At 44.4% G+C, this 26,515-nt stretch carries 22 protein-coding genes; 4 read left to right on the top strand and 18 right to left on the bottom strand.

Annotation, left to right across the window (positions count from 1 at the left end; genetic code table 11):
* Positions 1-13: 13 nt before the first annotated feature.
* The 18 genes from RH85_RS09225 to RH85_RS09140 all read right to left on the bottom strand — a co-directional run bounded on the left by RH85_RS09225 (position 14) and on the right by RH85_RS09140 (position 19,611).
* Positions 14-3,805: a DUF6701 domain-containing protein gene (locus tag RH85_RS09225; RefSeq protein WP_006711953.1), complete on the bottom strand. Its 3,792-nt coding sequence runs from the start codon at positions 3,803-3,805 to the stop codon at positions 14-16.
* A gap of 3 nt (positions 3,806-3,808) precedes the next feature.
* On the bottom strand, positions 3,809-4,243 hold the full coding sequence (locus RH85_RS09220; protein ID WP_006711952.1) for a hypothetical protein: 435 nt from the start codon (positions 4,241-4,243) through the stop codon (positions 3,809-3,811).
* Complete coding sequence (locus tag RH85_RS09215; protein ID WP_006711951.1) at positions 4,233-4,997, bottom strand: PilW family protein; 765 nt, start codon at positions 4,995-4,997, stop codon at positions 4,233-4,235. The genes RH85_RS09220 and RH85_RS09215 overlap by 11 nt, the downstream gene beginning before the upstream one ends.
* Entirely contained in the window at positions 4,997-5,551 is a 555-nt protein-coding gene (locus tag RH85_RS09210; protein WP_006711950.1) for a type IV pilus modification PilV family protein, read from the bottom strand. The genes RH85_RS09215 and RH85_RS09210 overlap by 1 nt, the downstream gene beginning before the upstream one ends.
* Positions 5,551-6,018 (bottom strand): prepilin-type N-terminal cleavage/methylation domain-containing protein, encoded by a 468-nt coding sequence (locus RH85_RS09205; RefSeq protein WP_006711949.1) that lies wholly within the window; start codon positions 6,016-6,018, stop codon positions 5,551-5,553. Before RH85_RS09205 ends, RH85_RS09210 begins: the two co-directional genes overlap by 1 nt.
* 128 nt (positions 6,019-6,146) lie before the next feature.
* Positions 6,147-6,623 (bottom strand): type II secretion system protein, encoded by a 477-nt coding sequence (locus tag RH85_RS09200; protein ID WP_006711948.1) that lies wholly within the window; start codon positions 6,621-6,623, stop codon positions 6,147-6,149.
* Positions 6,624-6,659: 36 nt separating this feature from the next.
* On the bottom strand, positions 6,660-7,235 hold the full coding sequence (locus RH85_RS09195; protein WP_039948927.1) for a prepilin-type N-terminal cleavage/methylation domain-containing protein: 576 nt from the start codon (positions 7,233-7,235) through the stop codon (positions 6,660-6,662).
* A gap of 70 nt (positions 7,236-7,305) precedes the next feature.
* A complete protein-coding gene (locus RH85_RS09190; protein ID WP_006711946.1) occupies positions 7,306-7,794 on the bottom strand; it encodes a hypothetical protein in 489 nt (162 codons plus the stop codon).
* A complete protein-coding gene (locus RH85_RS09185) occupies positions 7,778-8,998 on the bottom strand; it encodes a type II secretion system F family protein (RefSeq protein WP_006711945.1) in 1,221 nt (406 codons plus the stop codon). The genes RH85_RS09190 and RH85_RS09185 overlap by 17 nt, the downstream gene beginning before the upstream one ends.
* An 8-nt stretch (positions 8,999-9,006) precedes the next feature.
* The gene (locus RH85_RS09180; protein WP_006711944.1) at positions 9,007-10,731 is read right to left on the bottom strand and encodes an MSHA fimbrial ATPase MshE; all 1,725 of its coding nucleotides are present in this window, start codon (positions 10,729-10,731) and stop codon (positions 9,007-9,009) included.
* Positions 10,721-11,965, bottom strand: a complete 1,245-nt coding sequence (locus RH85_RS09175) for a tetratricopeptide repeat protein (protein ID WP_006711943.1) — start codon at positions 11,963-11,965, stop codon at positions 10,721-10,723. The genes RH85_RS09180 and RH85_RS09175 overlap by 11 nt, the downstream gene beginning before the upstream one ends.
* A gap of 3 nt (positions 11,966-11,968) precedes the next feature.
* Positions 11,969-12,808 carry an ExeA family protein gene (locus RH85_RS09170; protein ID WP_006711942.1) on the bottom strand — a complete coding sequence of 280 codons (840 nt, stop codon included), beginning with the start codon at positions 12,806-12,808 and terminating at the stop codon, positions 11,969-11,971.
* Between the two features lie 6 nt (positions 12,809-12,814).
* On the bottom strand, positions 12,815-14,455 hold the full coding sequence (gene mshL, locus RH85_RS09165; RefSeq protein ID WP_006711941.1) for a pilus (MSHA type) biogenesis protein MshL: 1,641 nt from the start codon (positions 14,453-14,455) through the stop codon (positions 12,815-12,817).
* 15 nt (positions 14,456-14,470) lie between these two features.
* Complete coding sequence (locus RH85_RS09160) at positions 14,471-14,803, bottom strand: hypothetical protein (protein ID WP_006711940.1); 333 nt, start codon at positions 14,801-14,803, stop codon at positions 14,471-14,473.
* Entirely contained in the window at positions 14,796-15,446 is a 651-nt protein-coding gene (pilO, locus tag RH85_RS09155; RefSeq protein WP_006711939.1) for a type 4a pilus biogenesis protein PilO, read from the bottom strand. Before pilO ends, RH85_RS09160 begins: the two co-directional genes overlap by 8 nt.
* Positions 15,443-16,885 (bottom strand): type IV pilus biogenesis protein PilM, encoded by a 1,443-nt coding sequence (locus RH85_RS09150; protein ID WP_006711938.1) that lies wholly within the window; start codon positions 16,883-16,885, stop codon positions 15,443-15,445. The genes pilO and RH85_RS09150 overlap by 4 nt, the downstream gene beginning before the upstream one ends.
* A 7-nt stretch (positions 16,886-16,892) precedes the next feature.
* Positions 16,893-18,899: an RNase E specificity factor CsrD gene (csrD, locus tag RH85_RS09145; protein ID WP_006711937.1), complete on the bottom strand. Its 2,007-nt coding sequence runs from the start codon at positions 18,897-18,899 to the stop codon at positions 16,893-16,895.
* 169 nt (positions 18,900-19,068) lie between these two features.
* Positions 19,069-19,611 (bottom strand): single-stranded DNA-binding protein, encoded by a 543-nt coding sequence (locus tag RH85_RS09140; protein WP_006711936.1) that lies wholly within the window; start codon positions 19,609-19,611, stop codon positions 19,069-19,071.
* Between the two features lie 298 nt (positions 19,612-19,909).
* On the opposite strand from RH85_RS09140, the gene RH85_RS09135 reads away from it, so the two are divergent.
* From RH85_RS09135 to RH85_RS09120, 4 genes are all read left to right on the top strand, one after another.
* Entirely contained in the window at positions 19,910-20,557 is a 648-nt protein-coding gene (locus RH85_RS09135) for a LuxR C-terminal-related transcriptional regulator (RefSeq protein ID WP_006711935.1), read from the top strand.
* Between the two features lie 118 nt (positions 20,558-20,675).
* Positions 20,676-21,548, top strand: a complete 873-nt coding sequence (gene galU / locus RH85_RS09130) for a UTP--glucose-1-phosphate uridylyltransferase GalU (protein WP_006711934.1) — start codon at positions 20,676-20,678, stop codon at positions 21,546-21,548.
* A 181-nt stretch (positions 21,549-21,729) separates the two neighbouring features.
* Positions 21,730-24,552 (top strand): excinuclease ABC subunit UvrA, encoded by a 2,823-nt coding sequence (uvrA, locus tag RH85_RS09125; RefSeq protein ID WP_006711933.1) that lies wholly within the window; start codon positions 21,730-21,732, stop codon positions 24,550-24,552.
* A 178-nt stretch (positions 24,553-24,730) separates the two neighbouring features.
* Complete coding sequence (locus RH85_RS09120; RefSeq protein ID WP_006711932.1) at positions 24,731-26,500, top strand: PglL family O-oligosaccharyltransferase; 1,770 nt, start codon at positions 24,731-24,733, stop codon at positions 26,498-26,500.
* The last annotated feature ends 15 nt before the right edge of the window (positions 26,501-26,515 follow it).

Below are 26,515 nucleotides of genomic sequence, written 5' to 3'. Positions count from 1 at the left end.
TTTTTGACAATCACTACAGGCCTACCAAGCCCGATTCTCTGCGGAATATGATCTTATCGTTACCACGGAAGATCCCGAAAGTGGCAACGGTAGAAGGATCTTCATCGCCATCACTACTCCAGTTGTATTGCAACCAAGGTTGCGCGGTTGCGCTGGCGCCACAACTCACTCCAGAGCGGGTTACTTGCGGAGAAGTATGCCCAGTGCTTGGCGTGTCATCCAAACGCAACCAAAAACGAACTTGCTCACGTACTGTGCTATCAACAGTATCCGCGTTTGCTTTTAGTTGATCGTATTCTCCCATCGTCACGCTAGTTGAAGTCGTAGCACCACTTAATGCAGAATTGGATGTAGTTCCTTCACTCCAAATTGTCTGCTTACAAACATAGCCTGCCAATGAGTTCAGCTTGGAATTGTTGTCATCATCATTAATAACAAATTGAGCACCATCCCAATATTCCACTCGCAAAGGCACCGTCAGTTCACTGCCTGATTGACCTCCTGAACTGCCCAATACCATACGCCCATAACGTAATGCCGGCTGATGGAGAAAAGCTTGGCTCACAACAACAGTGTCTTGATCGAATGAAACGGGGTCATGCTCTCCAAAAAGACTCAAACCAAAGTCAGTATCACGCGATAATGGCTCAATGGCAGTATCAATATTGAAAGGGCCATTTTCCTTGCTGCTAATGGTTAAACCATTGACTGTCTGATTGCGATTAACCTGTGCTGCATCACTAAAGACCCAATAAGAACCACCAGCATGTAATTGCCAATTGCTTGCGAGCAAATCGAGCACCAACTCATTATCCCCCGCACTGTCCTGCTGAACATTAAATGCTGCCTGAAGGTCATTCTCGACAAACAAATGATAATTTTTGACAGGGTCACTCTTACCATACGCCAATGCCGCAACTTTAATAGCCGTAGATTCAAACGGCTGACTTAAATACGTAATGCTATTTTGATTGGCTGGCGCAGTCCAATCTGATTGACTAATAGCAAAATGATTTGGGTAGAAACGGCCGATGTTTTGAGTATCATCGACGAGACTCCCGTCCATATAATTTGCCGATGTTTTAAATTCAATTGTACCTACTTCATCCCACCAATATTGGACTGTCAGCGATGGACTCGTTGGAGAAAAGGCCGGTTCAACTGACGGGGTAATAACGCCTATTTCCCCAGATATCGGATAAGCAAGACTATAGTCAACTTCTATAGGACCATTATCTAGTGCGTAGTTGCTTGTCACTGGATAAGCGCACTCTCCTTGAGCTGCCCCTTTAGAATCAAAGTGAACAATCGGAATGAATGTAGCTAAAAATGGTCGACCTGCGGCCATAAAGCCGAGATCTTCTGTCGTTGTGGCTGGATTAAGATTGCTATTGTCATCGCTCTCTTTAACGTCGCAAATCGCAATTTTATAAGGGCGAGATTTAAGTTCAAAATCACCCGCTAATACCCCCTTGCCGCCAACCGGACAGTGATTTAAACCAGAGCAATCAAATTCAGTATCTTCTAAGGTAATTATAAATTGCCCGCTTTCAGTGATAATCAATGGTGATGTCGCTTCTCCATTAAGAAACTTAGGTTCATATGTTAATGTTCCTTTGCTCCCGCCGATTGCTGCACTTGGAACCACGAGCTCATAACTGACCTCAGGCTTACCTTGATACTGCGTCGCAATTTGTGGCTGATTATTCTTATCGCAGGTATATACCTTGGCGGTAATATCCACGGATTGCCCAGCAATGATGTTGGCATCATCAATTGAGAACTCAAATGGATAGAACTGAAAATTTCGATAAACGATATTACGTCGGTCCTGATTCATCTGCACTTTTAAAGTGTAATCAGAGCTTAACTCCGTCTTATCTGGATCAGAGGTCGATATTTCTAACTTTAATTTACCAGCGCTATTAGTTAAAAATTGCGTATCTGAGATTGCACTACCGATATTATCAACCACCTTCGCTTTCAAATACGGCGCATCACCTACTTGTTTGTAGTAAAGTTCAACCGTGACGCCTTCCATCATTGGAACACCATCTTTTTTAGTATTGATGGTAAATGTGGGCTTCTCTTCACCACACACTAAGCCACTGTCTCTTGGCGGGGTAACCAGTAACTCATAGCGACCATCCGGTACGTAACACTGACGTGGTGGCTTAGCATCAATAATATGGTTGTTACTGGTGATCAAAATTTGTTGCGCTGAAATAGAGCCTTCGAACTCAAAGCCGTTGCCTTGAATCGAAATCGCACTTGAAGAGTCCACATACCATAGCGCTTTCATCGTTAACGAGTTTTTATTCGTTGCCAGATGTGAAGCATTACCATGACCAATAAGAACTAAATCTTCGTAATAGCCACGCGCATTTACATTTACATTATTACCATCTACATCAAATTCTAGATAATGAATAAACACTTGCCCTTTCGTCTCTATACTAGCGCCATTCTCTAACTCCAGTTCCTTGATCCAATATTCGCCATTGAGAAATGTTAATGTTGCATTCGAGTCAATCTCTACTTCCGAATAACTACCCGGAGTAATCGTACAGTTCCCTTTTGAACAGGTGAATTTTTTCGAGCCATGGCTAAATGATTGCAGGGCTGGGGGGAAGTCAGGAAAGGTCAATGACGCATCAATGAGACAAGCTTCTGTGTTGGTACCATCATAGATACAACCACTATTTTTTCCTGAGAAATTAATAGATTGATAAGACAAAGGATCTAAGTTCGGTAAAAATATTTTCGTATCGTTACCATTGGCACTAATTGTGCCCCCAAACGGTTTTCCCTGATGATAATTATTATTTTGCAAAGAACTTGGAAAGTACTCACAAATATCTATTTTAGGCGAACCATAAACAAAATAAGCCAACTCTTCAGGAACAGGGTGGCTTCGATTGGTATGATCTTCTTCCAAGGTCAAGGTAAAATGATTTTCAGCACTTAGATCACATGCTCGAACCCATCCACCATCACCACCATTACGAGTTTGCTTCTTCGCAATGACACCATAGTCATGATAGCTCTGCGGTAAATCAATCTTAGTGTCTCTGCAGGATTCAATTAAGCCTGCCAAACCATTTTTTTGGCTATATGTTACGGGTGATTTAACAAACGAAAAATCAATGTTATCTGCCGTCACACCTGTAAAGCTTGGTGCCACTAAATAGCCGACATCCCTCGTCCGCTCCGGCAATGATGGCAATGCCTGACGGCCAAAATCTAACGCAAATCGAAAACCAGTATTATCAGGTCGATGAATAGCAGCGGTAACCCAAAATGTTTTACTCGCGTCAGGCTGAACTTGTGCCAGCACGACCGGATCACGCCCATCTAAGCTAATGCTATAAGTATGTGAATCCCAACTTTCTCCACTCCTATTCCCTTGTTGTTGATACTTAGACGTCGTTAATCGTCCTACTTCCACCACGTTATTGGGTTGATTGGGATCGGGCGCCCAAATACCAGGTTCGGCAACCACGTAATAAATCGGGTCCATAATCTGATTTGGAGTGGTAAAAACATTACGCTGTTTTACCTTCGCTTGAGTTAAAGAGACCGATTCAAGCGTGGCGATAGCGGGATCTGTATTGGCAATATCATTCTTATTAATCGAAGCCATGACAAATACCACCGGAACTTCTTTATAAGATTTGGCAAATGTAATGGTGCAGGAAGTGGAGTGACAGTCTTTGCCATCAATGACTCCAAACTCAAATTGAGCAAAAGCAGTAGTAGCAATAAACCCAAGCATCACAACAAACAATCGCAATAATATTTTCATGGCTTATTCCCTCACCCAAATTTCTTCCGCTCGTTCAACCACACTCTTACCTGAACCACAGCTTACCCGCGCAATCAGTTTAAAGTAGTTAACTTGAGCCAACGTGCCTGATGGCGTACAGCTTGACTCAACGATTTTACAATTTTCAACATTAACAAACTTGTCATCTGCATCAACTAACGCCGAAGCCTCTAGAGTTGAACAATTGGTTGCAATCGCACTACTTTGAGTCTGTAAGGGATAGACAATGGTTAATGCTTCTTCGTTGATTGATTGCGCTAACAACCACGCCTGCGTTCCTAGAACTTCTTTCGTTTGAGCATCTGCGTTTGACCATTGAATTCGGCTCAACGTAGAGGCTAAAAAGCCCATCACGACCAAAACAAAGATCACAACAATGTACAAACTGCCCTTTTGACGGCTTCGACTATGGAACATTTAACACCTGTATGTCCTGTTGAAAATGCGTTGATTCTCCAGATTGAGCGAAGTTCAAATCGATATGAACAACGCCATTATGCTGCACTGTCGCAGGTGTATAACTCAAAGTACCATTCACGGAAGCCGAACCCAGTTCAGTTATAGGGCTGGTCGTTAACGGTAAACTTCCATCACCTTCACCACGTACCACTCGCTCACTGACTAAACAGTAAGAGATTTGCTTGTTAGGAGCGGCTATATATTGTCGTTGACTGACTGAACCGCCAACCAAATCAACCGCACGATCAGGCAATGAAAATGTTAAACCCACAGCGCCTGAACTCACATGTTCAACCATATTGGTTAATGGGAAGCTATTGTGAGTTATGTTGGCCAGATTTTGTCCCGCGGCTAGAGTTTGTGATGGGTGAATAAGCAAATATTTATCTTTTAACGTCGCGACTGTGGCCTCGGGATCACCAACAATAAAATTAATATCAGCGCCAGAAACGACATAAAATCCCGAATCAATGATCGGGTAAAAGGAAAAACAATTTCCTCCAGAGATAAAAATATTTGGCACCGCATGACGAACTTCACGAGCCATTTTTTCTAACACAAACTTAGCTTGAGTTTGCAATCTTTGGCGGTCAACACTATCGGCATACCCCTTCACACCCAACTCAACAAAACCGGCAATTCCAAGCACCAAAATACTACTAACCAATAAGGTGAGTACCATTTCAATTAGAGTAAAACCACGGCGAATCATCAGTAATTACCTCGGTAAGCAATAAATTCAAGTGGTGCTTGTTGGCCAGCTTTTATTTCTAGCGTGACCTGTTTGAGCATTTTATTGGGAGTATTAGTAAAATAGGTAACCGCTATATTGACTTCAAAATTATGGTAGGCGCTGTTCGTTCCGGAAGAAATCAAATCATAGAGATTATTAGGGCAACTTGTTGTTACTGCTGATGTCGTCCAACAGCCAATATAATCATCAACGTCATTAAAATTTGCAGGTACTTCACCATCTGGGCCTAACGATGACGATGCCCCCGAAATACCGCTACATAACTCTGAGTCAGCATCAATGGATGAACACCGTACGACACCACCTAATTGAGTACTATGCTGATCAAAACTGCGCGCTAAAATTTGCGTCATCAAACCATGACCAAGCGCTGAAGCTCGCGACTGATAATGAAGATCGGCGGAACGACTAAATTGAGGAACTAAGAAGCTGGTTATGGTCACCATAGCGAGCGCCATCACCACCATCACAACAATGCTTTCTATTAAGGTGAAACCGCGTGGCGCTTTCATTAGAAACACCCCGAGGTTGAAATAAGGCCATTAGGACAAACAGAGACAACAGCGTGGCTATTTCCACCTTGGATGGTGATATCCACCCCAGCACTGGCAGCGCCTAATGGGTTGCCAAGCAAATCAAACTCAATCGTAGCAATGTTGGGCATAGCAGAAAAACTGACACTATCGTTCATCACCCAATCACTGCGGCTATCAATTGGGTTTGCACAGGATTCTTTAGAGCCAATACAAGCAGTGGATATTGAGAGCACAAAGCTATCATTCAATGTACTGGTATTGGATTGCATGCGGTTGAGTTGTACTTGACGGGCAACAGAGATGACAGAATCTTGAATGGCGAATGCAGAAAAACTGCCAACACCGATATAACGGCTAGCAGCGTACGCAGAAATGATGGCCAATAGAATAATCACGACGATCAATTCAACCAAGGTAAACCCCAATCCTTTGCGAGTTTTCATGCCACCTTCGTCAATGAGAGATAAACTTTAGCAGTATACCGTAAGGGATTAAAAATGCGGTGATTTTACGGAAATTTTGAGACCGGCGTAAAAAAGGCCAGCTAGGCTGGCCTTTTTTACGCAATCAATCAATTACAATCGTTAACTACAATACTCGGTTGAGAAGCAGATGTACTAGACATTGTGTATGCTACAGTACAATTTCCCAATGTTGGTGACGTTTCACCTGCGAATGTATACTCGATTGTATCTCCAGTAGCAGCTGAAACTGCTACCCAATCAGCACCGCTTCCTGACAAACCAACAACTGCATTACCAATACCATCCTCACTTGCTTTTGGATAACCAAAATCGGTAGTGATATCAGGTTGACCAGTTGCTCCAGAAATACTTTGTCCAGCTTGATCTTCAATGCCGTTAATAGCCGCACGACCGTAAACAATACCAGTTGCGCCAGCCATAGCACCTTTTAGACCTTCTAGTGATGCTTCGCGTGCATCGTCTTGTAGGTTTAGGAAACGTGGTGCTGCAGTTACTGCCAGAATACCTAGAATAACAATTACCACCACTAGTTCGATAAGGGTGAAACCACCTTGTCTTTTCATAGTATCAATCTCTCTATTTAAAATTTATTAGCAGTACTACTGCAGGGTTACGGTCACACGACCGGTTTTGATTTCATACTCAAATTGATGCGCAGTGCCGCCTTCTTGTTGAATGTAAATACAAGAGCTGCCCCCGTCACCCGCTTGAGCGGAATACTTAATGTTTTTATTGTCTTTAGCATTATCGACAGTATCAACTTGAGGAGGATTCTGAAGCAAGTTCTCCATCAACAATATGCAGGTTGATTCTGATACATCGGTCGGAAAACTCGCATTTCCGTCCTTAACCGTAATAGGGTAACCATCACGGAAGCCGGTTTCTGTACCATCGGCAGATTCCGAGCGAGTTAACCAAAAGTCGACGCCATCGTAATTGACGTAGTTTTGCTTTTCGCCGTTTTTAGTCACAGAAGGGCGAGCTTCCGCTTCCCACTGCGCTCGAGCCGAAAGAACACCGGTTGCAAAACCACCAGCGACGCCTTCAATACTGGCTTTTTTCGCTTCATCAGTTACATCCAGAAAACGAGGCAATGCAGCAACCGCCAATAAACCGACCACGACAATCACCACGACAAGCTCAACTAATGAGAAACCAGTTTGTTTATTGTTCATAATCTTATCAACTCGCTTTTTGGTATGGCGTATTATACGCTTTTTTTGTAACAAAGTCACCGCGAAAGCGTCAAAAAACATATTCTGACGAAAAGCTGACGCTTACACTAAACTTATTATTCTTTAGTTGGACATATATCGCATGTTCTCGGCTATATGAGTACTCACATTGAAAACCCAACGCATCTGAATTATCGATAATTTTCTCTGGTAAAGATTCCAAAACCTTTCTTTCTTGATAAAGAACATCCAACCAGTCATCACAAACCGTTTTATTGGCACTTTTCTGAGGAATTACCCAACCTGAGTGAGTAAAAATCAAGGGGCGCCCCTCGATGGTTAACTGCTGAGGTTGTCCTGAAAGTAACCATTGTTGCTTGTAATAATTCGCTCTTTCTACAATACGCTTACTGGCAACCGTTAAGGCAGTATCACTCGCCTCTTGCTCCACTTTTTGCCACGACCAAATAAAAGCCAGCAATATTGCCAATAACACCATTAACCAAACCACCCACCGAGAACGATCTAAATTGGCGAGTAAACTACCCTTTAATGGCATCCAACATTCCCCACATAGGCAAGAAAATACCTAGCGCTAAAATCAATACCATACCAGCGACAACCACCAGCAAAAATGGCTCAATACGTGCCGTCAATGTCTTGAGGTCATAGTCAACTTCTCGGTCATAAAAATCGGCCACTTCAATAAGCAGTTCATCAATACGACCTGTTTCTTCACCGACGGAAAGCATCTGAATCACCAGCGGAGTAAAAATACCTGTCGCAATTGCGGTATTAGAAATAGAACTACCCGCCTCAATAGAAGCCTTCATTTCTAATAAACGAGCCTCTAAAAACTTGTTATCTAAAGCCTCTGCAGACAAAGACAGCGACTGGTTCAGCGGTACACCCGCTTTGAGCATCAAAGCAAAGGTCCGAGAAAAACGAGCCAATTGCGCGCGATTGACGATACCGCCAACAACGGGCATGCGGAGGCGGATCTTATCCCACTTCTCTCGACCTTCGGCGGTTTGTAACCAAGTTCGAAAAGCAAATAAGCCACCAAAGATCGCAGCCAACATTAACGCCCAGTAATTGACGAAAAAATCGGAGGTGGCGATAAGAATACGTGTTGGCAATGGCAGGTCGACACCAAAGCGACTGAACATACTTGAGAACTGCGGGATCACCTTAACGTTAAGAACAAACATCGCTAAGATAATGAACGTGATAACAAAGGTTGGGTAACGCATCGCGGTTTTGATGCGCTTGCGTGTCTCTAATTCTTGCTCATAATAATTGGCTAATTGCAGTAACGCATCGTCCAATCGACCGGTATTTTCACCCACACTAAGCATGGAAACGAATAGTGGGCTAAACACTTCAGGATGCATTTGCATGGATGCAGAGAGGCTGCGGCCATTGGTCAGTTCATTGGTGACATCTTCTAATGCCTCTTTGAGCTGTTTGTTGGCACAGTTTTGCGTCAAGCCTTTCATCGAGCGCAATAGCGGTACACCCGCTTTGGTTAAGCTGTACATCTGGCGACAAAAAATCACCAAAATATCGAGCGGTACCGCTGGCGTAAACAATGCTTTTAAATCAATATCCAGTCCGGCCGCTTTTTTTCCTTCGCGCAATTGAGTCGGAATGACTCCTTTGGCCATCAACGCTTCTGCGGCCAGTTCTGCAGAACCCGCATCAATGTTACCCGTGACTTTATTCCCGTCTAAGGTGCGTCCTTGATAGTGAAATACCGACATGACTTCCCCTACAAGTAGATAGCTTGAACGCTACCCGTTGAGTCGCCTTCGCCAAGGTTCATCACTTCATCGAAGCTCACAATACCTTGCAACGCTAACTCCATTGCTGATGCCAGCAGTGGTTTATAGTTCTCTGATGCCCGAGCAATTTGTGCAAAACCAACTGCATCATTAGCTCTAAGTGCATCCATCATATCTTGCTCAAGCTCTAGGATTTCAAACACACCAATTCGGCCACGATAGCCCGTGAGGTTGCAGTTTTGACACCCTCGGCCACGGACAAACTTAGCTTCAACTTGATTTGGGAAACGCTGCATTAACCACTGACGCGAACCATCATCGACATGATGTTCAGTCTTGCAATCAGGGCACACTTTGCGTACTAAACGCTGCGCAACCACAGCGCGAACTGCACTAGCAACCAAATAGCCCGGAGCGCCCATATCCATCATGCGCAACGCACTATCTACGGCATCGTTGGTGTGTAGTGTACTTAACACTAGGTGACCGGTTAGTGCCGCACGCAAGCCAATCTCTACCGTTTCTTGGTCACGCATCTCACCAATTAGGATGATGTCTGGATCTTGACGCAAGAAAGTACGCAGCACCGTTGAGAAGTTTAAATTGATTTTGCTGTTTACTTGCACTTGGTTAACGCGAGGCAAGCGGTATTCCACGGGGTCTTCAGCAGTAATAATCTTCTTACCCGGCTCATTCAATTCCGTTAGAGCACCATACAAGGTGGTGGTTTTACCCGAGCCCGTTGGACCTGTAACCAAGATCATACCGTGCGGACGACGTAGCTGACGGCGTAAACGCTCTAGCAATGCCGGCGGTAAGCCTGACTCTTCTAGATTTCGAACCCCGGAGGATTGGTTAAGTAAACGCATCACCACCGATTCGCCATATTGCACCGGCATGGTCGACATACGAATATCCACCGACTGGCCTTTTGCTTTTATATTAAAGCGACCATCTTGTGGCAGACGTTTTTCGGAAATATCTAAGTTAGCCATCAATTTCAGACGTAGCACTAATGCTGGCGCAACATTGACTTCATTGAGCAATGTTTCGTGCAGCACGCCATCAATACGCTGGCGCAAGCGCAATACGTTAGAATCAGGTTCAATATGAATATCGGATGCGCCCACTTGGATCGCATCTTCAAACAATGAGTTAATCAGCTTTACAACGGTGACTTCATCGCTGTCTTCATCTTCAATGCTAAAATCAAATGCTTCCGTGACTTGGTGCTCAGCTTGTAACTGCTCAGCAAACGAAGCGATTTCTTTGGTACGGCGGTAATAGCGATCAAAGCCGTCAACCAACTGATTTTCCGGCGCGATGACAAACTCGATTGAGTATTGCGGCAATTGGGACAACAGTGATTCTTGGGCAAAAAGATCGGCAGGATCACTCATCGCAACCCGCAGGGTGTCAAGGTTACGGCCAATCACTAATGCTCTTAAACGACGAGCATGAACCTCTGGCAGCAGTTGCACCGCATCCACATCAATGTTCATGCGGCTCAGGTCGATTAATGGCAGATCAAGCTGTTGAGAGAGGAAGGTCAACATCTGCTTTTCACTCAAGAAGCCCAAGTCAATTAACGTCGCACCCAACTTTCGACCTGTTGATTTCTGTGCTGCCAGCGCCTGTTCAACTTGTTGCTCGCTAATGATCCCTTCTTCAACCAGCAAGTCACCGAGGCGTTTACGTAATTTAATCTGCACTTGGCTGCTCCTCTAATCGAGTTAATACATTCAAACGGTCACGAATGAATTGCTGAGATTGGCTAGATATACCCACTTTTGTCAGTGCTTGTTGGTAAGCTTGCTTCGCCTTGGGTATTTCAAACTCGCGCTCAAGTTGAATACCATAACCTAGCCACCAACGACCATTTTCAGGTTCAAGCGCCACCAAGCTCTGGTAGCTCTCTAATGCCAACGGATCTTGATTATTCTTCTGAGCTAACGCTGCTCGCAGTGACAAGTAATCACTGGTTGGGTTATTGGGTAAATAGACTAGAGGTGTTAGTGCGGCTGCCGTTTGTTTCTCTTTAAGCAGTAACTTAGATAGCGCCAAACGGACACTCATATCATCATTATCAATCGCAATGCCTTTTTGCAGTAAATCAACCGCCTTACGCGCATCCCCTTTGCCGTAATACAATGCGGCCAATGTCTGGCGTACCTTACTATCGCGTGGGGTGTAACGAATTGCATCATTGTATTGTGCGATGGCTTCCGACAGGTTGTTTGCGTCCAAAGCTTTTTTAGCGCGCTCTTGTGCATTAAATGAAAGTTGCGTTGGCGTTAGTTCCACTTGCTCAACAACAATCGCACCATCTTCGAGTTGCACAGCCGAATGCTTTGCATTCGCGCCACCTGAAGCAATCTCTGCATTAGGCTCTGCATCGCTGACAAGATGGTTATCATTACGCGCGAGTAATCGCGGTTTATCTTCAATCGATTGTTCCGTGACATTGGCCAACGGCTTTTCAATCGTTTGTGACTCAACAATTGGGGCATCCACCACAACGGCGTTGTGCACCATTGGTGACGTTGCAATTTTGGCAGACACTACTGGCTTAGAAACATCATGAACAACCGGCGTTACCGCGGGCTTGATAGGAGCGCTATAAATCGCATCGCTGGCTTGAGTTACCTTCGCCGTTGGCGAGGGACGTGAAGCCACCGAAGCTGTCTTTGACACCGCATCAAGTGCTGCGTTAGAGAATGGAGCCTGAGTAATAGGGTCAGATGCATCGGCCAGTTCAATTCGCTCTTCTGGAGCTTGCAATGAAATCGCCCACCCGCCAACCGCTAAGCTCAAACTAAAGCCAGCAATCAACCACGGTAGTCTTGGCTTTTGCTTAATCGCCTGAACCTGAACTCTTTCTATATCATTAATCGAAGTCGTTTGTGACTTTGATAACTCAGATAGCGCGTTATTAATCGCACTCATGATCTAACTCCAACCCCAACACATTGGGCTTTTATACTTTGGTTTACAAGCATCGAACGTATCATGCGCCGCTGCGTGTAAATGTGAATGTTGAACAGTGCTTACACCTTGGCTGCTCGCAAGCAGCAAACTTTTATGGCAAAGCTGATTGATCAATCGTGGAATACCTCGGCTTGCTCGCCACACCGCTTTTTTCTGACTGAGCGTAAACACATCACCGCTACCACCCGCTTTCTCTAGCCGAGTATTGATATAGGTGACCGTCTCTTCGATAGAGAGTGGTCTGAGCTTGGCACTGAAAGTAATACGTTGACGAAATTGCCTTAAGTGATGCTGGACTAATCTTTCATCCAACTCAGGTTGACCAAACAAGACGATCTGCAATAGTTTCTGCCGTTCCGTTTCCAAATTACCAAACAATCGTAACACTTCGAGAGCGTCATCACTGAGCGCTTGCGCTTCATCAACCAGCACCACAACTTGTTTTCCCGCTTTAGTAAGCTCGATCAAACGATGTTGGATATCATCAACAATTGAAGTGACATTTTGGTTATGAACCATTAATTCTGCAGCAACAGACTGACGTAGCTCACTGCCTGACAACGCTGGATTTGGTAAATAGACCAATTGAATATTAGGTTCAAAATGATTGACTAACATTCGACAAACCATGGTTTTACCCGTGCCGACTTCACCGGTCACTTTAATCACCCCTTCGCCCATTTTAAGCGCAGCGTTCACCGTCTGAATGGCTTCATAGTGAGGTGCTAACCCCAAAAACAGTTCCGTATTTGGGGTTAGATGGAAGGGCAGTTGGCTAAAACCAAAATGCTCTAAATACATGGTCAGTTACTGCTGTTGGTCAGGAAACCATTCTTGCAACAAGTCGCGTGAGCGTTCTAACTCTTTTTGCCACGTATTGACACCAACGACCGTCGGTTTAAGCAAGATAACCAATTCAGTTTTTTGTTGCAGTTGTGACGTATTGCGGAAGAGATAACCCAAGCCTGGAATATCGCCTAAGAACGGTACTTTCGAGGTTTGATCGATACTATTTGACTTCATCAAACCACCAATCACGACCACATCACCATCTTGGGCACGAATCACCGAATCGGATTCACGAATCGAACTTTGCGCCAGCGGTAAGGTTAAGCTGTTGGCACCAAAGCCAATTTCTTTAACCTGCTCCTTCACATCAATAACCGCAGGGTGAACATGTAGCAGTACATTACCTTGGTCATCAATTTGTGGCGTCACATCTAACGAAATACCCGAGAAAAATGGGGTCAATTCCACTTCTGGCGATGGCTCAGAATTATCAGCAGTGCCCACTACACTCGAAAAATCCGTCACGTAGTATTCATCGGTACCGACTTTAATCACTGCTTTTTGGTTATTCGATGCCGTCACTCGCGGACTAGAAAGTACATTGAGATCACCTTGTGTCGCCATAAAATTCAACACGGCATCAAAGCTACCACTTGAAATAACAAGGTTCGTTTGACCACCAAGTAACGTACCGATGGCATCAAGCCCAGGCAGAACTTGAGGCAAGATATTACCATTCGGATCTTTCACGATGGTGCCTTGGCCTATCGAGTAATCAGTACCATTCGAACTAAAGGCTTTGTTCCAGTTAATGCCTTGCTGATAGCCATCACTCAAGGTCACTTCCAAGATTTTTGCTTCCAAGATCACCTGGCGATGCATACGTTGTTGAGAAATGCCCAAGAACTCGCGCACTTGACGTATTTCATCCGGGAAAGCACGTACCGTAATCACACTAGCTTGTGGAGTAACAACCACTGACTGCCCTTTACCACTACCGATCAGTTGTCCTACTGCCACTTGTAGTTGCGGCCAAAAATCGCTTTCACTGGTGGTCTCAATCTCTGTACCACCTTTTGAAGTGCCAGAACTTGAAGACGAAGAAGACGATGAATCAGAATCACTTGAAGAGCCACTATCAGTATTGGTAATGGTTCCAGTGGTAATTGAAGTTAATGAACGGCCTGAGCGTTTAAATTGCAAATAATCGACAGGAATCGTCACCGTGCGCAACCCCGCAGGATACACTTGAATCACTTTGCCTGTTTTTTGAATATCGTAACCATACATATCGCTCACAACAGACAACACTTCATCCAATGTTACATCGGATAAATTAACGGTGATTTTGCCCGCCACATCAGGGTGAATAGCGACACTAAACTGAGTCCCCTTCACCAAACTGGTGAAAAAGGCTCGCGCATCAACGCCACTGGCTTTAATTCGAAAACGCTTTACCGTCTCGCTGCTGCTAAGACTTTCGCCATCAAGCTCGGGCATCAAATCCGCTTCAACTGACGGCGGCAACTCTTGCAACGCGCGACCATTGGACTCATTGATAGCTTCATTTAAAACGCTCTTAGCCTCGACAGGGTCGCGATGCCCCATAGAACAGCCGACTAATGAAGCAATGGTGATTGCTAAAACGAGTTTACGCATACGATCTCATTAACCTTATTGTTTTACTTCTAGAGGAAACAGTTCCAGCTTCCACTGTTTACTGCCTCGAGCGACGGTGACGTACTCCGATCTCACTTGCTTTACTTGAAAACCATCAATACGTTCACCTTGCGCCAATGCTTGGCCATTCAAAATCGCGACGCACTCTTTGTCATCACGACAGACGATACTTTGTAAATTAGGCACGCGATATTGTGTGACCTTCTTCGCTTGCTTGCTTTCCGCCACCGGCTGCCAATTCAGTGGTGCCGTTGGATCTTGTGAAGCCATCGCAAATGAAGAAATACTCAGGGTGCCCAGTAGCGCAATCAAAAATTTATTAACCACCGATAAACTCCTGTCTTGTGCCTAACGTGTACACTTCTAACACCAACTTCGCTTGAGGATAATCTTCCACTTGATAGCTAAAATTACGCCAATAGTAATTCACTGGCAGTGACTCAAGCGTTTCTAAATAACTCAAAATGGCAAAGTAGTTTCCGGTTAATTCCAATCGCACAGGGTGAACGTAGTAACCGTTATAATTTTCCGTAGCTTGGCCATTCACTATCGGCTCAGCCTTTAGTGACTCTAAAGAAACCAAGTGCAGACCTTTCGTTCCTGCCAATACATCTTCTAATAGTTTGGCCATTTGGCTTGGAGAAATTAAGTCTTCAAACACTTTTGCCAGTTGCTCAGATAGCATCTGGCTTTCAGTAAATAATCTTTTATATTCAATGTTGATGGCTTGATCAGGATCTTTCTTCAGCTTTGCTGTGATGGCAAGAACTTCACCCTCTAAACGCAAGTTACTTTGTTCTGTAGTGGTGACTTGCTGGCGCAAAGACTGATTCGCTTTGAGCGTTGGCTCAACCAACAGTACATACCCACCTAAAATAATCCCAACCCAGCTACACAAAGCGATCAACCACTTTTCTCGTGCACTCAAATTAGCAAATTTTTCAGCCATATTTAGCCAATGCGTTTTCATTGCTCGGCTTCCTCTTTGGTATGCAGCTCAAAGGTCAATATATTCTGTTCATTACGGCCTATTTTCAGCTTTTCAAATGAACGACCGACTAGGTTCAACTCACCTTTAAACTGATTAACCCAATTAGGAATCGCTTGTGGATCACGCGCTAACCCCTTGATATCAAGACTTTCATCATCCATGCGAATATAATTAATCGAAATATCTTTACGGCCTAATTGCGCCAATGACGACATAATTCCGGAATAGCCCGCTTGCTGTGAACCGTCATACTTGGTCACTGCATTTAGCGAATCTCGCTTGGATGAGATGTCCTCTTTCAGCCGTTCGACTGCATGCACTTTTTCTGGCGATGGTCGATGCTTCGCTAATCGTTGCTTAAGACTGGCGACTTGCTGGCTAAACTCTTTCTCTTGAGACTTAACGATACTGAGTTCTTGGTTCAACTGGCTACTTTGCCAAGAGTTATAACCGTATGCAGCCAGTATCACAACCAACAAAAAGCCGGTCGCGAATGCGACATTGTTCAGGGTGAAATGATCAACTTTTGGCTGTAGATGAGCAGGATATAGGTTGATCCCCGCATCATAATTTTGCGAAATAAACTGAGTGAGCAATGCACCAGACTCTAATCCTGAGTCGGTCAACCGCGACACTGATACGCTTAATCGCTCATCAAGTGCCTTAGCTAACTCGTCATTATCTTCATCGTCACAGCATACTTTCATGCGATGCAAAGTCGCGCCACGCATCTGTGATGAAAGATAATCGATCGAACGTTGTAGCTCTAACGCCACACTATCGAGTTGAAAACTTGCACTCGCCACACCCGTTAACGGTGCAGTGACGCCTCGAATAGTCCGTTGGAATACACAGCGATTATCCACAAAAGCACTAACTTTATAGGCACCGTTTTGGCTACGCTGCAACAAGACAAAACGCTCGGTATCGATTGCAACTCGGCCCCAGACATCATCCTCAACCAGAATGTGACCAAGCTTTAAATTAACCTGCTGCAATGCTTGAGCAAGACCCAATACCATTGATTTTGGTACCACATACACTTGCAGCTTATTACTCGTAAGTAACGGCATCGCATCGGCAATGATGTCGGTAATTTTTTCGCTGATAAGATCTTTGAGCAAAAACGGTAACGTTAAACTCAACTCTTCTTGCGGGACGTTGGGCTTTTCAATTTGATAGTTTTGGTAGAGGCTTGAATTTAGAACGATATCAATCGAACTATCAATAACCTGCCCCTTAACTAAAGTGCTAACCAATACTTTCTGCCAATCAGCGCCTTCAGTGGAAACTCGCTTAGGCAATATGGCGGCACTAGACTCTGAGAAATAGAGCGCGCTCGGTTGGACAACTACCCTCAGACAGTTTCCCGAACGCGTACCAGAGCTAAACTTTTCAATTAAAGATTGAATATTCATCTACAACTTAACTTCTTCGCCAACGGTTACGTCGTCCAACTTGAACATTGGATTTGGACTGTATGATTTGCTCCGCTTGCTGTTCCGGTATCAGTTGTTGCTCGGCCGAAAAATAACGGCCTTGAACCCCTTGAACACCAAGCTCTAAAATGGTTTTGTACTCTTGCTTTTGGTCGACACCAACAGCAATGACTTGCGTTTTTAATCCTTCACATGCCCCTAAGAGGCTGCGTACAAACAATTGATTTTCATGTCTTTGATCAATTTGCTTAATCAAGCTGCGGTGCAACTTCAAATAATCAATCGCTAAATCTTTTAAATAGTGAGTGCTCACAATAGAGCGACCAGCTTGCCCTACGATTACTTTACAACCTAAGCCGGTTAACATCTTGATCACAGGTCGCATATAGTCAATATGTTTCACTAAACGCGCTTCGGCGAACTCAAAATAGAGCTGATGTCTCGATTCTGCGGGTAATTGTAATAACTCATCCCTAAACCAACGAAAGTACTTTCGATCTGAAAAGGGAGTCACATGAAGGTTTACAGAATAACATAAACTATTTTTTGACGCTTTCAAAAATCTGACGACCGCCAAAAAAACTGAGCGATCTAAAAGACTTTCGTAACCAACCGACTCAATTGCAGAATTAAAACGTGACGCCTTAATCAACCCTTTTTCTGGATCGTTAATACGCACAAATAACTCATAGTGATTGAGCTCTGTTTCTTGCTGTGAGTTCAACAGGTAACATGGCTGCGAAAACAAGTAGACTTTTTCTGGCGTTAGTTCTTTGTCAAACAAGGTACGCCAGCGCACGCTACCGCGTTCATCTCGCTGAGTAGAAAGCTTATTGAAACGACTCCAAGTATTCACTTGCTGAAGATGAGCACTCTTCAATGCGGTCTCCGCTTCATCCATGATCTTGCCCTGCCGCTCTCCTTCTTGGAACATGCTCACGCCGATATGGCACCAGTTGTCTCGATCCAATGGCATAGGTAAATCAAGCTTGCTCAACTGCTTCAAGCTGTTTATCGCGATGCTAGAGACTTCTTTACTACTTAAGTTTGGCGCGAAGATCGCAAAATCGGCGTTATAATAACGCGATAAAATGACATCGGGATAACGCAATATTATTTTGCTGATCGCTTCACCAACAGCGACAATAAATTCATTCGCCTGCTGTTTGCTGCTTTCTTCTTCAACCTGATCCCAATCGTCAATACGAAGCAATAACACGCCGCCATGTGAACCGCTTTCAGATAAAGCCGATTCCAATTTGCTGTCAAACAGCACTCGATTGGCGGTGCCTGTCAATTGATCAAGAAAAGTCTGGGTTCGAATGAAAGTATCAAAGCGGCTGCGTTCTTGTCGTGCATCCTGCAGCTCTTCAATTAAGCGATCCAACGCTTCACTGGCAGTGTAAGGCCACTCTTTGAGATCGCCCTTGGCAAACTCTTCCACTCGACCAGCCAATATCATTCGCCCCCGCTCTTCAAGTAACTCTGAGCCGAGTAACTGTAACTTGAGCCATTTCACCCCTTGCATTAAGCCAAAAATAATCAGCATCACCGCAACCGTGATCGACCATAAGGCCTGCATTGAGTAGCCGTAGCCAAGATAAGGAGGAATAGCAATAAAGCGAATCTTATAACCATTATTGCGCTCGAGTTGATATTCCACTCGATAAAGCAACGAAGGATCAAAGGTATTAGAGGTGTCTTTATAGCGATAGATTACGCCAGCTTGCGAAGAGAGTTCCATCTCAACGATATTTGACGCTTGCAGCATTTTCGGCATCCAGCGCTGCATCGAATAAGCGGCGTCAGGATCTTCCATTTCTTTATCAACCACTTCAACAATGCCATTGAGAGAGTGATCGAGATATTCATGGCCTAAGCTGCGAAAAGATAATGTGCCTCCGAGAAAGAGGATAAACATCGCGCAGATCACGATCATAGTGACAAAAGCCACCAAACGTGTGCTCAATTTTAAGGTAGGCGTATACCTCATAAATAATGGATTCCCTTCACCTGAGAGTGTCATCTATACAGAATGAGAGCCCACATACTACGTCAAAAGCAATCATCTGGCACGAGAACTCCCTATCCTTAGGAGCTAAAGCAAAGATTACTATATAAAAAAGCCGCGACATTCGCGGCTTTTTTTCAGTTTGGATAGATTAAAACGGGATGTCGTCGTCAAAATCCATTGGCGGCTCATTGTATTGAGGCTGCTGTTGCTGAGGTTGTTGTTGCTGCGGCTGGTGTGATTGCTGCTGCATTGCAGGTTGTTGTGGCTGACCCCAACCTTGTTGCTGCTGTTGTTGCTGCTGCTGAGGCTGACCACCCATAGGGGCACCTTGACCGCCTTGACGGCCGCCTAGCATTTGCATTACGCCATTAAAGCCTTGAACAACAACTTCTGTTGTGTACTGATCTTGGCCTTGCTGGTTTTGCCATTTACGCGTTTGTAGTTGACCTTCAACGTAAACTTGAGAGCCTTTACGTAGGTACTCACCAGCTACTTCCGCTAGTTTGCCAAACAGCGCAACACGGTGCCACTCTGTTTTTTCACGCTGTTCACCGGTAGCTTTATCACGCCATGACTCAGAAGTAGCCACTGTAATATTTGCTACTGCACCGCCACTAGGCATGTAACGAACTTCAGGATCTGCGCCCAAGTTACCGACCAAGATTACTTTGTTTACTCCACGGCTAGCCATGTTTCGCTCCGTCTAGATAGAATTTCTTAAATTTAATAGCGCACAAGAATAACACCCTAGTTACGCTACAAACAACTCTTGATGTCCTACCACTAAACAACTTTTCTGTTACTCGTCCCAGAATTCAATACTTACTCATCTTCTCTTCGCCCATTTTCAATGAGATAAAGATAAATCACTTATCAAATATGAAACATGATGCAGTTGTTATTGACCACCAATCGCTCTTTCAGGGCAAATGAGACAGGATAGATTAAAAATAACTAATAAATACAAACCTTAACAACGAGAAAATCCTATGGCTAAGAACATCTACACAAGAACCATCTATTTCCTATGTGAAAATAAACACGCTCACTACCCAATTGTAGATCGTATTGAAGCAACCCTTGGTTTACCGATACCGAGAATGGAACCACAAGACTGCATGCTGGCAATGCAGCAACATAAACATAAGATCCTGCTTATCGATCACAATAATTATCAGACTCTCAACAGCAGTATTCGTAACCTACCGCTTTCAAATAAAATTTTTGAAACGATTATTTTTAACGTTGAGAAACGACTCACCACAGATGAACTGCTCAGCTTTGGCAATCTAAAAGCGCTTTTTTATCGTAACGACGATCTTAATGATGTCGCATTTGGCTGTGGTGAAGTGATCAATAGCCATAATTGGCTACCAAGAAAAGTGGCGGCTCAGTTATTACATTACTATCGCCATATCTTTGATAGCCAAACCTCACCAGCCACGGTTGATCTCACTACGCGCGAGATTCAGATTTTACGCAGCCTAAAAACCGGCGCATCCAATAATCAAATCGCCGAAGACTTGTTTATTAGTGAGTTCACCGTCAAATCCCACTTATACCAAATATTCAAAAAGCTATCGGTGAAAAATCGTATACAGGCAACATCGTGGGCAAAACAGCACTTAATGTCTTAAAAATAAAGCAAGGGCTAAAAAATCAACTTTTGCACGAAAGGATTGATTATCTCCTGGTAAAAGCGTGTTATCTTGTCGCCAACTTATTAAATACATCAGATAGATAAAGGGTTTTATCATGATCAAAAAATGCCTATTTCCAGCGGCTGGTTATGGCACGCGTTTTCTTCCAGCCACTAAATCAATGCCAAAAGAAATGATGCCAGTGGTAAATAAACCATTGATTGAATACGGTGTGGAAGAAGCGATCCAAGCTGGCATGGACGGCATGTGTATTGTTACTGGCCGTGGCAAACACTCAATCATGGATCACTTTGATAAGAACTATGAGCTAGAGCATCAGATTAGCGGCACTAACAAAGAAGAATTGTTGGTTGATATCCGCGATATCATCGACTCGGCAACCTTCACCTACACTCGCCAACGTGAAATGAAAGGCTTAGGCCATGCCATTTTGACTGGCCGTGAACTCATCGGTGATGAACCTTTTGCCGTGGTGCTTGCCGATGACCTTTGTGTTAATGAGCAACAAGGTGTTCTGGAGCAAATGGTAACGCTGTTTAAACAGTTCCGTTGCTCAATCGTCGCTGTACAAGAAGTCCCTGAAGATGAAACACACAAATACGGTGTGATCTCTGGTGAGATGATTAAAGATGACATCTACCGCGTTGATGACATGGTTGAAAAACCAGAACCAGGTACGGCGCCAAGTAATCTTGCGATTATCGGTCGCTACATTTTAACGCCTGATATTTTTGAGTTAATTGAAAATACCGAACCTGGTAAAGGTGGCGAGATTCAAATTACTGATGCCCTGCTTAAACAAGCTAAATCTGGTTGTGTCTTAGCGTACAAATTTAAAGGTCAGCGCTTTGATTGCGGTAGCGTTGAAGGCTACATCGAAGCGACTAACTACTGCTTTGAGAACATGTACCTCAAAGACAGCAAGAAAACTGAATTAGGTAAGAAAGCGACCGCCAAACAAGCTTAAGCTTTACCACTCAAGATTCTCTTTTAGGCAGCCACTACGGCTGCCTTTTTTGTTACTGTTTTTTTATCCAGTATCTTCTTTGAACATTTCTTCCGCTGTGCAATACTAAGACAAACTGCACACAACATTAATTTGTGAGCTTAGTCAGCCTTAATACTCTTCCCCATACAGAGCGATAATAATGGATAAGATAGAAGTTCGCGGAGCCCGCACCCACAATCTCAAAAATATCAATCTGACTATCCCACGCGATAAACTGACTGTCATTACCGGTTTATCTGGCTCAGGGAAGTCATCTTTGGCATTTGATACCCTCTACGCTGAAGGTCAACGCCGTTATGTCGAATCACTCTCGGCATACGCTCGTCAATTTCTGTCGTTGATGGAAAAGCCAGATGTTGATCATATTGAAGGGCTCTCACCCGCTATTTCTATCGAACAAAAATCCACCTCGCATAATCCACGCTCAACCGTAGGGACAATTACCGAGGTCTATGATTATTTGCGCTTGCTTTACGCTCGTGTTGGTGAGCCTCGCTGCCCTACTCATAAAGAGCCACTCACGGCACAAACCATTTCACAAATGGTCGACAAGGTGCTTGAGCTCCCTGCGGGTTCAAAAATGATGCTGTTGGCACCCATCGTAAAAGAGCGTAAAGGTGAACACGTTAAGACGTTAGAGAACTTAGCCGCGCAAGGATTTATTCGCGCTCGAATCGATGGGGAAACCTGCGACTTAAGCGATCCACCACCACTAGAGTTACATAAAAAGCACACCATTGAAGTGGTTGTGGACCGTTTTAAAGTCCGTGAAGACTTACAGCAACGTCTGGCTGAATCCTTTGAAACGACTTTAGAGCTGTCTGGTGGTATTGCCATCGTCGCCCCAATGGAAGGGGACGGTGAGGAAACGGTATTCTCAGCCAACTTTGCCTGCCCACATTGTGCCTATAGCATGCAAGAACTAGAGCCTCGCCTGTTCTCGTTTAATAACCCTGCTGGTGCTTGTGGAACGTGTGATGGCCTAGGCGTACAACAATATTTTGATCCTGCACGCGTGATTCAAGATGAATCGCTAAGCCTAGCTCAAGGAGCAATACGAGGATGGGATCAGAAGAACTATTATTATTTTCAAATGCTCAGCTCGCTGGCGAAACATTATGACTTTGATCTCCACCAGCCATTTAATCAGCTCCCGAAAAAGATCCAATCAGTGATTTTAACCGGCTCTGGTCGCACTGAAGTTGAGTTCAATTACATCAACGATCGTGGCGATATCCGCGTAAAACGTCATCCTTTTGAAGGCATTCTCAATACATTAGAGCGTCGCTACCGCGATACAGAATCTAACTCTGTTCGTGAAGATCTCGCCAAATATATTGCGACGAAATGCTGTTCAAGTTGCGACGGCAGCCGCTTACGCCTTGAAGCGCGTAATGTATTTATTGGTGATACCGCATTGCCAGAAATTGTCGAACTCAGCATTGCTGATGCGCTGACCTTCTTTGCTCAACTCAAATTGGAAGGGCAACGCGCTAAGATTGCTGAAAAGGTAATGAAAGAGATTAACGACCGCCTTGAGTTTCTCGTCAACGTCGGTCTTAATTATCTTAACCTATCGCGCAGTGCAGAAACCTTGTCAGGTGGTGAAGCACAACGCATTCGGCTTGCTAGCCAAATCGGCGCAGGTTTAGTGGGGGTAATGTATGTACTCGATGAGCCCTCCATTGGCTTGCATCAACGAGACAATGAACGTCTGTTAAAAACATTGGTGCATTTGCGTGATTTAGGCAATACCGTACTGGTTGTTGAGCATGATGAAGATGCTATCCGCAGCGCCGATCACGTGATTGATATTGGTCCTGGGGCTGGTGTACATGGTGGCCAAGTGGTTGCTCAAGGCACGATGGCGGATATTCTAGCTGAGCCAGAATCATTAACCGGCCAATACCTTTCTGGCGCCAAGAAAATCGAGATCCCTCAGGTTCGCACGCCGTTTGACAAGAAAAAAGTCGTTGAGTTAGTTGGCGCATCAGGCAATAACTTAAAAGAGGTAGATCTGACAATCCCTGTGGGGCTGTTTAGCTGTATTACCGGTGTTTCGGGTTCAGGAAAATCAACTTTAATTAACGACACTTTCTTTAAGATCGCCCATACACAATTGAATGGGGCGACCACTGCAGTCCCTGCGCCATTTAAAAAAATTAAAGGCTTAGAGCATTTCGATAAAGTGATCGACATTGATCAAAGCCCAATCGGTCGCACTCCACGCTCAAACCCAGCGACTTATACCGGGATTTTCACCCCGATTCGTGAGCTATTCTCTGGTACTCAAGAATCTCGTACCCGTGGTTATAAACCGGGCCGCTTTAGCTTTAACGTACGTGGCGGTCGATGTGAAGCTTGTCAGGGTGATGGCGTAATCAAAGTAGAAATGCATTTCTTGCCGGATGTTTATGTGCCTTGTGATGCCTGTAAAGGCAAGCGCTACAACCGAGAAACTCTCGATGTACGCTATAAAGGAAAAAGCATTGATGAAGTGCTAGAACTGACGGTCGAAGATGCTCGCCAATTTTTTGATCCTGTTCCTGTGATTGCACGCAAACTACAAACACTGATTGATGTTGGCCTTTCTTATATTCGTCTTGGCCAAGCAGCAACAACACTATCAGGCGGTGAAGCACAACGCGTCAAGCTAGCTCGTGAATTGTCAAAGCGAGACACAGGTAAAACCTTGTACATCTTAGATGAGCCAACCACCGGTTTGCACTTCCACGACATTCAACAATTGCTGACCGTGCTGCATCGCTTACGTGATCACGGCAATACCGTTGTCGTAATCGAGCATAACTTGGATGTGGTTAAAACGGCCGATTGGGTGATTGATTTGGGGCCTGAAGGTGGCCAAGGTGGCGGTGAGATTATCGCTCAAGGTACGCCGGAAGATGTCGTCAAGGTCAAAGGTTCACATACTGCACGATTCCTGAAAGGTATGTTGAAATAATCGACTTGAAGGATTTTTTGCGACGTCAGCGCTTTATTCACTAGGGTTAGAGCAATTTCATCACCTTTCCTTAGTATAAATAACCCACAAACGCTGCAAAAATCCGCTCAAAAGGTCAACAGCGTTTAGAAACCAGCGTATCATAAGCTGGTTTTGTTTTTGTAGAAGTGACTGCTATATGGCAACCATACATGTAACCGGAACGCAGCTTGAGCCTCTTGCGCCAAGACTGCCACTCATCCGCCCCTTTTTAGCCTCTATAGGGCTTATTTTCATTGTTGCCATGCACTTTTTTATGCCTAATCCAGGCGGTTCTGGGTTGGCCTTATCATTCAATGCAACAACATGGCTGGCACTAGGCTTTAGTATTGCGATTGGCCTCTATCAAATCGGCAGCGCAGGAGCGATTCGCTATAACAAATTAACCATCGTACTGTTTATATGCTGCTTGATGCTAACCGCGCCAATCCTCTATCCCAACTCCGAGCCATTGCTTGCTATTAATCGTCTTTCTGGCTTGTGGTTTGGTTTTTTGTTGTTTGTTATCTTGCAACAATTTCGCTTTAGTAATCGTCAAAAGCAACGCTTATTGTGGTTTATTGTCATTGCGGTCGCGATTGAAGCGCTACTCGGTTGGGTACAATATTTACTGTTAGAGCCGGGCAACATTCTTGGTTACAACACGGTACAGAATCGCCCTTATGGCATTTTTCAACAGCCAAATGTCATGGCCAGTTTTCTCGCGACAGGTTTAGCGATTTCCGGCTACTTACTTGCTCGTCAACCGACCAAATATCAGCGCAAGTTGAGTGATGTTAGCTTACTCTACATCATGCCAGCTCTAACCATTCCACTATTAATTGTTCTTGCCTCTCGTACCGGCTGGCTGGGCAGCATAGTGGCGGTTGCATTCGTGCTGCCATACTTATATCGTTTTGCAACACACAAGCGAGTGATTGGCTGGTGTCTATCGGTTGTCATAGGTGTACTCGCCGGCCTTCTTGCGCCTCTAATGCAAACCTCAGGCAACGCTGATCTCGTCGCAGCCAAAGCCAATCTAGAAAGTCCACGCAGCTATATGTTCCCACAAGCGCTGGACATGTTTATCGAAAAACCATTTACCGGCTATGGCTATGGCGATTTTGAAGCGGATTACATGTTATATACCGCTCGTCAGCATCAACTTAATGACGATTACCATGTTGGGTTACCAGCACTTGATCACCCACACAACGAAATTTTGTATTGGGCAGTCGAAGGTGGGCTACTGCCGGTTTTAGCCATTATTTTAGCAGCACTGTTTGTCTTAATTCGCATCTACCAATGTAAAAAAGGCACCCGATTAGCGATGTTTGGCCTATTTGTGCCTATCGTTCTGCACAGTCAATTGGAGTACCCTTTCTATCATGCCATTATCCATTGGATAACCTTCATCATTCTGCTGTATTGGATTGATCAGCGAACAAACTCCTACCGCTCCGCTTCATTCAGTCGTATCACTAAGACCTTACTTAGAATTATGAGTTTAGTGGTGCCAATTACGCTTGGTGCGTACATGCTCAGTTCACTGCATACCAACTATGTACTGACTCAATTTGAGAAATCGAGTCCGAAAGATCCAGAAATCCTAAATCGAGTGACCAATCCGGTTGTATGGAAAGATCGCTATGATTGGGATGTTTACAATACTTACCTCAATATCGGCCTAATAACCCAAAACCCTCAATACATTCAGCCCTATATTGATTGGTCTTTACAGATCATAAAACACAAACCACGTCCGGCGTTTTACAACAACTTGATCTTGGCTTATCAAGGTTTAGACGAAACACAAAAAGCTGAGCAGATCCGCAGCGAAGCGAAGTTTCTTTTTCCTAATCGAGACTTCGATAAGGTGCAATATATCGCTCCCGATATTGACGCATTAAAGCCCTCAGCAGCGCAATAAAATAAGGCGGCCTAA

This window comes from Vibrio ichthyoenteri ATCC 700023 (assembly GCF_000222605.1).
Lineage (GTDB): Bacteria > Pseudomonadota > Gammaproteobacteria > Enterobacterales > Vibrionaceae > Vibrio > Vibrio ichthyoenteri.
Note: the sequence above shows the minus strand (reverse complement) of the source record. Positions and strands in the feature narration are given on the sequence as shown.